The following is a 6306-nucleotide window of genomic DNA, read 5'->3' as shown; positions in this document are numbered from 1 at the left end:
CGAACACCAACGCCGCCACATGCGGCGGGGGGTTGTGCTGGATGTGACGATAGGCCAGCGCGGAGGCCTGCGGGCGAATGCGCAGCCCATGAGCCGGATCATCGGTGCAGTAGGGGCGACGAGGGAGACGTTCGACGAATGCAGCAACTTGAAGTGCTGATTTTACCATCGAGCACCGCGCTTATTGGCGGCTCTGGGTTGTTTGATGTGATCCATGTGGTATTCTTGTTCCTGTGATTAAGTCACGGCCCCGAACTCTCTGCAATCTCCCGCCAAGTTGATTAGACAGAGATTCGGGGTTTGTCTTTTCTGGGCAATACGTTACCGCATCCCCTTTTTATCGAGCAAGGTTACCATGCCATTCCGGCATTTTTTAACCAGCAACGCTTGGGCTTGCGGCCATCCAAGGACTTAACGTAAGCATTCCACTCTTCTTTGCTCTTGCCTTTGAGCTCCTGATTCTTGCGATCGACCTCTTCTTGCAATGCCTTGCAATCGGCCTCTGCCTTCGCCTTTTCCTGCTCTTTGGCTTCGATCACTTTAAGTGCCTCAGCATCATCGACCTTGGCAAAGACTTGCTTCCCATTAAGCACCAACGTTTTATCCGATTCTTTGTAAACGCCACTGACGCCAAGCGCCCCAATCGTCAACGTGTTGTCTTTGATGGTCGCAGGAAACTCTTTGCGTTCAACCGAACCATCCAAAATGCTATTTCCATACCTTGTCAGCAAATGACCTTCGCCGTTTTTCTCGATTTTCAAATATTCAAAGCGGTCGCCCTGAATCTTCCAAAACCCCAAGAATGGTTTGTCCGCAGACCCGCAGGCGGAAAGCGCCAGAGCCAAAAAAACAGCAACAACAACCCTCATGAAAAACTCCATTTTTTATTTTCAGTGAAAGCGATCAAGATACCAGAACCTTAATAAAAAGGACTCATTCAACCCAACCATTAACTCACAACTGGCTTGGGAAGCGTTGTCTGGTGTGGAATACCCGCAGAATGTGGATCTCATCCCCTTGCACCCGATACGGAAGCAGGAACGGATAGGGCTGCACCACGAGTTCTCTCGTTCCAGGAACCCGCCCGGGCCGCCCCATGGCCGGCTGAGTCGATAACAGACTAACCAGCCGATACACTTCGCGCACAAACTCCTGTGCAACTATCGGGTTTTCTCTCGATAGGAAGTCGTGCGCATCCTCCAAGTTGAGCGCTGCCTTGCGTAGCCATTTAACCCGCATTGATACCCCACCGACTAAACTTCGCCGCCATCTCTTTTTCCGGTACAAAATCGCCAGAATCAGCCTCGATCAATGCCGCCTCAATCTGCGCGATCTGCCAAGCTTCTCGCGCCAAGTAATCCTGAATGGCTTGGTTGGCCAACCATGATTTGGTTCTGCCTGTAGACTGGGCCAGTTGCCCCAATTGCTGGTCTACTTCATCCGGCAGACGGACAGACATTACGCTCATAACACCCCCTTGTAGTCAGATGTTTACATTGTGCGACTATATAACCATCGATGTCCACCGATCCCCCCCCAATTGCAGTACTGCAATTAGGGGTTGTACAACCCCCAAAACTGGCGAACCGAAGGGGATTTTGAGGTGCGCATAACGCCTTTTATGTTCAATTGCGATTTTTAGCAGCTAAAACGGGGCGCTGGCGGCAAACAGGCCGCCTGTATCGCGTTTTGGGGCGTTTCGACACACAAGGCAGGGCGTTTACTGCATGAAAGTTTGCAACGCTTCTGAGGCGGTTTGAGGGCAGGATCCTGCGGGGTATGGTTTCGGCCTGTTTTTGCATCCTGCGGCTTGTTTCGGTATCTTGCCCCACCCTTCGAGGTGCACCCGATCAGATAAGCCGCCTCGATGGTGGGAAAGTGGGGCCGCTGGCCCCAGTTTTTCGCCCCCCGCCTCGCCCTGCAAATGCCTCACTTCTGTCCCAGTTCTGTCCCAGTTCTGTACCGGTTCTGTCCCACTTTTGTACCGGATCTGTACCGCTTTTGTACCGGATCTGTACCGCTATCCGCTTCGCGGTGTTCCAGTACCCCCGAACAGTGCAGCCCTTAACGACATAGCCACTCTTCACGCCGTCATTCCTCCCTTAAAAACGGTGGTCCACAGCCATACACATTACGCACCAGCAAGACTGGTGTAACTCATTGAAAGAAAAGGAGTATTTAATCAGAGGCGTGTCGTGAAAATGGTGGCAAAAACGCCATAACTGTGTGAGTAGAATAAAGTTTCGTTACTAAGTAATAAAGAATCATACTGAGTATTAAAGATTCATACTTAAATGGCAGCGATCAGAGTACACTGCCATTTCTAAAACGTTTATGCCCCATTCCTTCTTAGACCTTGTATCTACTTCAAATTGCAGGCTTCCGTTTAAGGTTACTTTACCTAATGGCGGACATCAGTAATCTATTGGGTTCCTTTTCTCTGTGGCTTTTTAAGCGGATAACTTTTTTCAATGGTGCCGCGTACTTTGAACGTTAACATAGAGGCTCAGGGCGCTATTTTACCCCCTTAAAATAGGCAAAATGAGGGTTTTTAAGATCTTGATTTTTAGTGTTTTTATTTTGGTGATGTGATGTGGCTTTGATGGTAGTGTTGCGTCCAGTTCATCATAGGAGTCAACATGGAAACCTACCGTCACACATATCGACACCACAGTTTTTCACATCAAGATCTAAGTGATATTACTTTCACTGCTTGCACCTTTATCCGATGCGATTTTCGACGTGCTAACTTGCGTGATGCGACATTTATTAACTGCAAGTTCATTGAACAGGGTGATATCGAAGGTTGCCATTTTGATGTCGCAGACCTTCGCGATGCAAGTTTCCAACAATGCCAGCTTGCGATGGCAAACTTTAGTAACGCCAATTGCTACGGTATTGAGTTACGTGAGTGTGATTTAAAAGGGGCCAACTTTTCCCGAGCAAACTTTGCCAATCAAGTGAGTAATCGTATGTACTTTTGCTCAGCCTTTATTACTGGATGTAACCTGTCTTATGCCAATATGGAGCGGGTCTGTTTAGAAAAATGTGAGCTGTTTGAAAATCGCTGGATAGGGACTCACCTCGCGGGCGCATCACTGAAAGAGTCAGACTTAAGTCGAGGTGTTTTTTCTGAAGATGTCTGGGGACAGTTTAGCCTACAGGGTGCTAATTTATGTCACGCCGAACTCGACGGTTTAGATCCTCGAAAAGTCGATACATCAGGTATCAAAATTGCCAGCTGGCAACAAGAACAGCTTCTCGAAGCGTTGGGTATTGTTGTTTTTCCTGACTAGATGCTTACGAATACCTGCTGATAAACTATACACAACATTAATACATTTTCTAATTCAAATCACCAGAGCTAGATCAATACTTCTAGCTCATTCTTGTCCAGAAACGTGTTTGAATGGGGCCAATCAATCTGTGGATGCTCAAGACAACCAGTATGATACTTTATTACTCAGTTGTAGCGTGACTCAGATTTTGTAGTAGGAATTAGTATGAATCTTTATTTCTGGGTGAGTATCATTTAGAACGGTACAAACAGGGTTACTTGACTGCTTAGTATGAAACTTTATTCCTCTCCTACAATAACAGCATGATCTTAATGCTGTTTTTATGGTTGCCCCCCCCAAGAGGAACAAATCGCTCGGAACATCGAGCGCGTCCGGCGAACGCCTGCGGGGGCAATAGGTGAAGCAAAACGGAGTCCATCAGGGTGGGGCCACTGGCCCCACCCTGTGGAGAGCAGGGCAGCACTCCCGAACGGGAGCGACTAGCGCAGTCTGTCGCGCCCCGTTCGGGAGTCGGTAAGCGCAGCGCGGCAGCCTTAACGACTGCTTAGATCCACCTCGATGCGGCGAAAACCGATGGTGTGCGCCGTGTTAACCCCTGCATCGATGGTCTTAAAGACCCGCCAGCCTCCGCGCTGGCGTTCCAGCACTTCCGTTTCTGCATTGCGGCCAAACTTCACCAGGTGAAGATGGTAGCCGGCACCCATCGGGGTCGGGGCGATCACCGCCTTGGCAAAACCCCCTTGTTCAAATACCCACTTCGCCTTGATCTCTTCCATATCAAAAACCTGTTTTGATGATTCATATCTACGTTATGACACCAACGCAGCCAAACATCAAATTAGAATTACGAACCATCAAACTCTTATTTTGATTGGCGTTACTCAGGTTCGTAGAACCGCACTCGGGTTTCAAAGGGGCGACCCTTTGGCACGCCGATAGGATGCAGGCACGCCGACGGTACAAACGCAGTTTGTATACGCTCGGTCTCGTGCCTGTATACAGTCGGTGTCGTGCCTGTCTGTTTTTCCAATTCCTGTAGGCACCTACAGAAAACCCACACAAAGGAAGCATAAAGAAAGCACTAAGGAATCATCTAGGATGCATAAAGGACACGAAAGACATACAGACAGATACCATCTAGGTAGCATTTTGGTACATTAGGGGCATTCTCACTGAAAAATGACGTCGCCATGCTGCCGAAACCAAGCAATAAATTCATTCCAAAGATCGAGGGATACCTCCACCAAGGGGAGGTATCAAAACCCAAAGCAAAAGTAATCGCCCACGTCTATCCAGAAGTGGAGACGATGATCGACCAAGGCTTTTCCCTTACTCAAATCGTGGCGGCCATCAACGCGAACGATGTGGGCTTTACCATCACACTCGCCACCTTCAAAAACACCCTGCATAGGCTGCGCAAGCGCCAAACTCAACAAGCACCGACACCGAAGGCCATCAAACAGCCAGCCCGTAACGCATTCCGCGAGACGCAAAAAAAGATTCAGCACGATAACAATCCTGATCTTGATGCGCTGCTAGATAGGCTGGGAGCTGAAGCGGGCGACTTGGCGGACTACTTAAAGGTGTGTTTTAACTCGGAATCTATCGCCAACAGGGCAATAGCGGCAGGGGTATCCATAGAGGAAATTCAGTCATGGGAATGCCCGAACCAGATCCGGCTTGGAACAAGGTTAAGTCACTTCATTAGAAACGCATCATAAAGGTAAACTGATGAGTCAAAATGGCGATTTGAGTGCTGTCGGGGAAAAGCAATTCAGCCCTTACCGAGTGGCGGACTACCTAACGAGCCCCTCGGAGATCACTGCCTACCTCAAGGCAGCTAAAGAGGAAAATGATCCTGAGCTACTGGCGGCGGCAATCGAGGATATTCGCCAGATAGAGCAAGAGCTATCAAGGACGAAAGAACCAAGCAGCTCCGGGGATAAGACCTACTGCCCACAGGCCAAACCCACGGCCTGATGGACAGCCCTTCGGGATCGGCCTTACCCCCCTCGCCAAGATCCTCTCTCTAATGACTCTCTAGGGACAAAGAACGCCCTTCGGGCGCTGTTATCTGATATAGGCTTGTTTTCGCGATCACTATTTTGAAATCTTGGCGTACTTGCTAACGGTACTGGCCGAGATGTTGAGATCGTCGGCTATGGTGCTGTGCGGGTATCCAGCTGCCTTCATGCTCTGGATGGCCTCCCACAGCGCCCAGTTAGTCCGGTTTGTCCCTGTCGGCCTTCCCCCGCCCTTGGATACCTTGCCACCCTTAGCCCCTCTGATGGCCTGAATCTCGGGGGTATGTGTCCGATCAACATAATCAGCGAACGTGGATGGGGTGAGATTCCGCCACGTCCAGCGGGCGATGCTCTTAGCCGTCGCCTTGATCTCACTATGGGGCAACGGGCCGCCCTGCTCCAAGCCAAACGCGTTAGTACATTCACAGGCCGCCTGCACAGCACAGAGCCATGCGTCGTACCCATTGGGCCGCCAGTGCGCTCTAATCGCCGTGTAGGCCCATTCACGCACGTTGTCGAATACGGTGACGTTACGGCCTAGCCCGGTTGCCTCTTTGCGGCTGCGGCGGCTGTAGGCCGCCAGATCCGCATCCGGGCAGAACTCCGCGAGATAGTCGAGGCTGTAGGGCTCGATCTGATGCCAGACGGTCAGCCAATCGGCGTGTGTGGGGTTTTTGGTGATCAGTCCTGCGTACCCTAAATCAGCCCCTAGCCGCTTCGCTAGAACGTGCTCTATGGCAGCCAGGTAACGCAACGGCTTTTGCCGTGCTGCGCTGGTACGCGCTACAGGGGCGGCCAGAATGTACCCGATATGGGCGTGACCGTTCATGCGGTTAACGCTGATCCAGTGCGGGGCAGGCAAGCCGGCATCCTGCCACGCGTGGTAACTGTCCGCCTTGTCCAAGTCGAACACCAACGCCGCCACATGCGGCGGGGGGTTGTGCTGGATGTGACGATAGGCCAGCGCGGAGGCCTGCGGGCGA

The 6306-nt window shown here is 50.9% G+C and carries 8 protein-coding genes; 3 read left to right on the top strand and 5 right to left on the bottom strand.

Translation table 11 applies throughout. The features are described 5' to 3' along the window. Window positions 1-350: 350 nt before the first annotated feature. The 3 genes from OKB87_RS23295 to OKB87_RS23285 all read right to left on the bottom strand — a co-directional run bounded on the left by OKB87_RS23295 (window position 351) and on the right by OKB87_RS23285 (window position 1468). Window positions 351-869 carry a hypothetical protein gene (locus OKB87_RS23295; protein ID WP_198899328.1) on the bottom strand — a complete coding sequence of 173 codons (519 nt, stop codon included), beginning with the start codon at window positions 867-869 and terminating at the stop codon, window positions 351-353. Between the two features lie 85 nt (window positions 870-954). After that, window positions 955-1239 (bottom strand): type II toxin-antitoxin system RelE/ParE family toxin, encoded by a 285-nt coding sequence (locus OKB87_RS23290; protein ID WP_068982395.1) that lies wholly within the window; start codon window positions 1237-1239, stop codon window positions 955-957. Continuing rightward, window positions 1229-1468: a CopG family ribbon-helix-helix protein gene (locus tag OKB87_RS23285; protein WP_182936461.1), complete on the bottom strand. Its 240-nt coding sequence runs from the start codon at window positions 1466-1468 to the stop codon at window positions 1229-1231. Before OKB87_RS23285 ends, OKB87_RS23290 begins: the two co-directional genes overlap by 11 nt. A gap of 1171 nt (window positions 1469-2639) precedes the next feature. Here OKB87_RS23285 and OKB87_RS23280 point away from each other — a divergent pair. After that, the gene (locus OKB87_RS23280; protein WP_012537714.1) at window positions 2640-3296 is read left to right on the top strand and encodes a quinolone resistance pentapeptide repeat protein QnrS2; all 657 of its coding nucleotides are present in this window, start codon (window positions 2640-2642) and stop codon (window positions 3294-3296) included. 536 nt (window positions 3297-3832) lie between these two features. On the opposite strand, the gene OKB87_RS23275 is transcribed toward OKB87_RS23280, so the two are convergent. Next, window positions 3833-4075, bottom strand: a complete 243-nt coding sequence (locus OKB87_RS23275) for a hypothetical protein (protein WP_042469152.1) — start codon at window positions 4073-4075, stop codon at window positions 3833-3835. A gap of 414 nt (window positions 4076-4489) precedes the next feature. On the opposite strand from OKB87_RS23275, the gene OKB87_RS23270 reads away from it, so the two are divergent. Then, the gene (locus OKB87_RS23270) at window positions 4490-5020 is read left to right on the top strand and encodes a hypothetical protein (protein WP_252657452.1); all 531 of its coding nucleotides are present in this window, start codon (window positions 4490-4492) and stop codon (window positions 5018-5020) included. Between the two features lie 10 nt (window positions 5021-5030). Then, complete coding sequence (locus tag OKB87_RS23265; RefSeq protein WP_198869607.1) at window positions 5031-5279, top strand: helix-turn-helix domain-containing transcriptional regulator; 249 nt, start codon at window positions 5031-5033, stop codon at window positions 5277-5279. A 120-nt stretch (window positions 5280-5399) separates the two neighbouring features. Here the strand turns inward: OKB87_RS23265 and OKB87_RS23260 are convergent. Continuing rightward, window positions 5400-6306: replication initiation protein (locus OKB87_RS23260; protein ID WP_270828611.1), on the bottom strand; the 907-nt coding region annotated here is incomplete at its 5' end.

The organism is Aeromonas sp. Y318-1, assembly GCF_027706125.1.
Lineage (GTDB): Bacteria > Pseudomonadota > Gammaproteobacteria > Enterobacterales > Aeromonadaceae > Aeromonas > Aeromonas hydrophila.
Note: the sequence above shows the minus strand (reverse complement) of the source record. Positions and strands in the feature narration are given on the sequence as shown.

Coding starts and splice junctions, on each gene's coding strand:
- OKB87_RS23295 (WP_198899328.1), bottom strand. CDS start 869: ATGAGGGTTGTTGTTGCTGTTTTTTTGGCTCTGGCGCTTTCCGCCTGC.
- OKB87_RS23285 (WP_182936461.1), bottom strand. CDS start 1,468: ATGAGCGTAATGTCTGTCCGTCTGCCGGATGAAGTAGACCAGCAATTG.
- OKB87_RS23270 (WP_252657452.1), top strand. CDS start 4,490: ATGCTGCCGAAACCAAGCAATAAATTCATTCCAAAGATCGAGGGATAC.
- OKB87_RS23280 (WP_012537714.1), top strand. CDS start 2,640: ATGGAAACCTACCGTCACACATATCGACACCACAGTTTTTCACATCAA.
- OKB87_RS23290 (WP_068982395.1), bottom strand. CDS start 1,239: ATGCGGGTTAAATGGCTACGCAAGGCAGCGCTCAACTTGGAGGATGCG.
- OKB87_RS23265 (WP_198869607.1), top strand. CDS start 5,031: ATGAGTCAAAATGGCGATTTGAGTGCTGTCGGGGAAAAGCAATTCAGC.
- OKB87_RS23275 (WP_042469152.1), bottom strand. CDS start 4,075: ATGGAAGAGATCAAGGCGAAGTGGGTATTTGAACAAGGGGGTTTTGCC.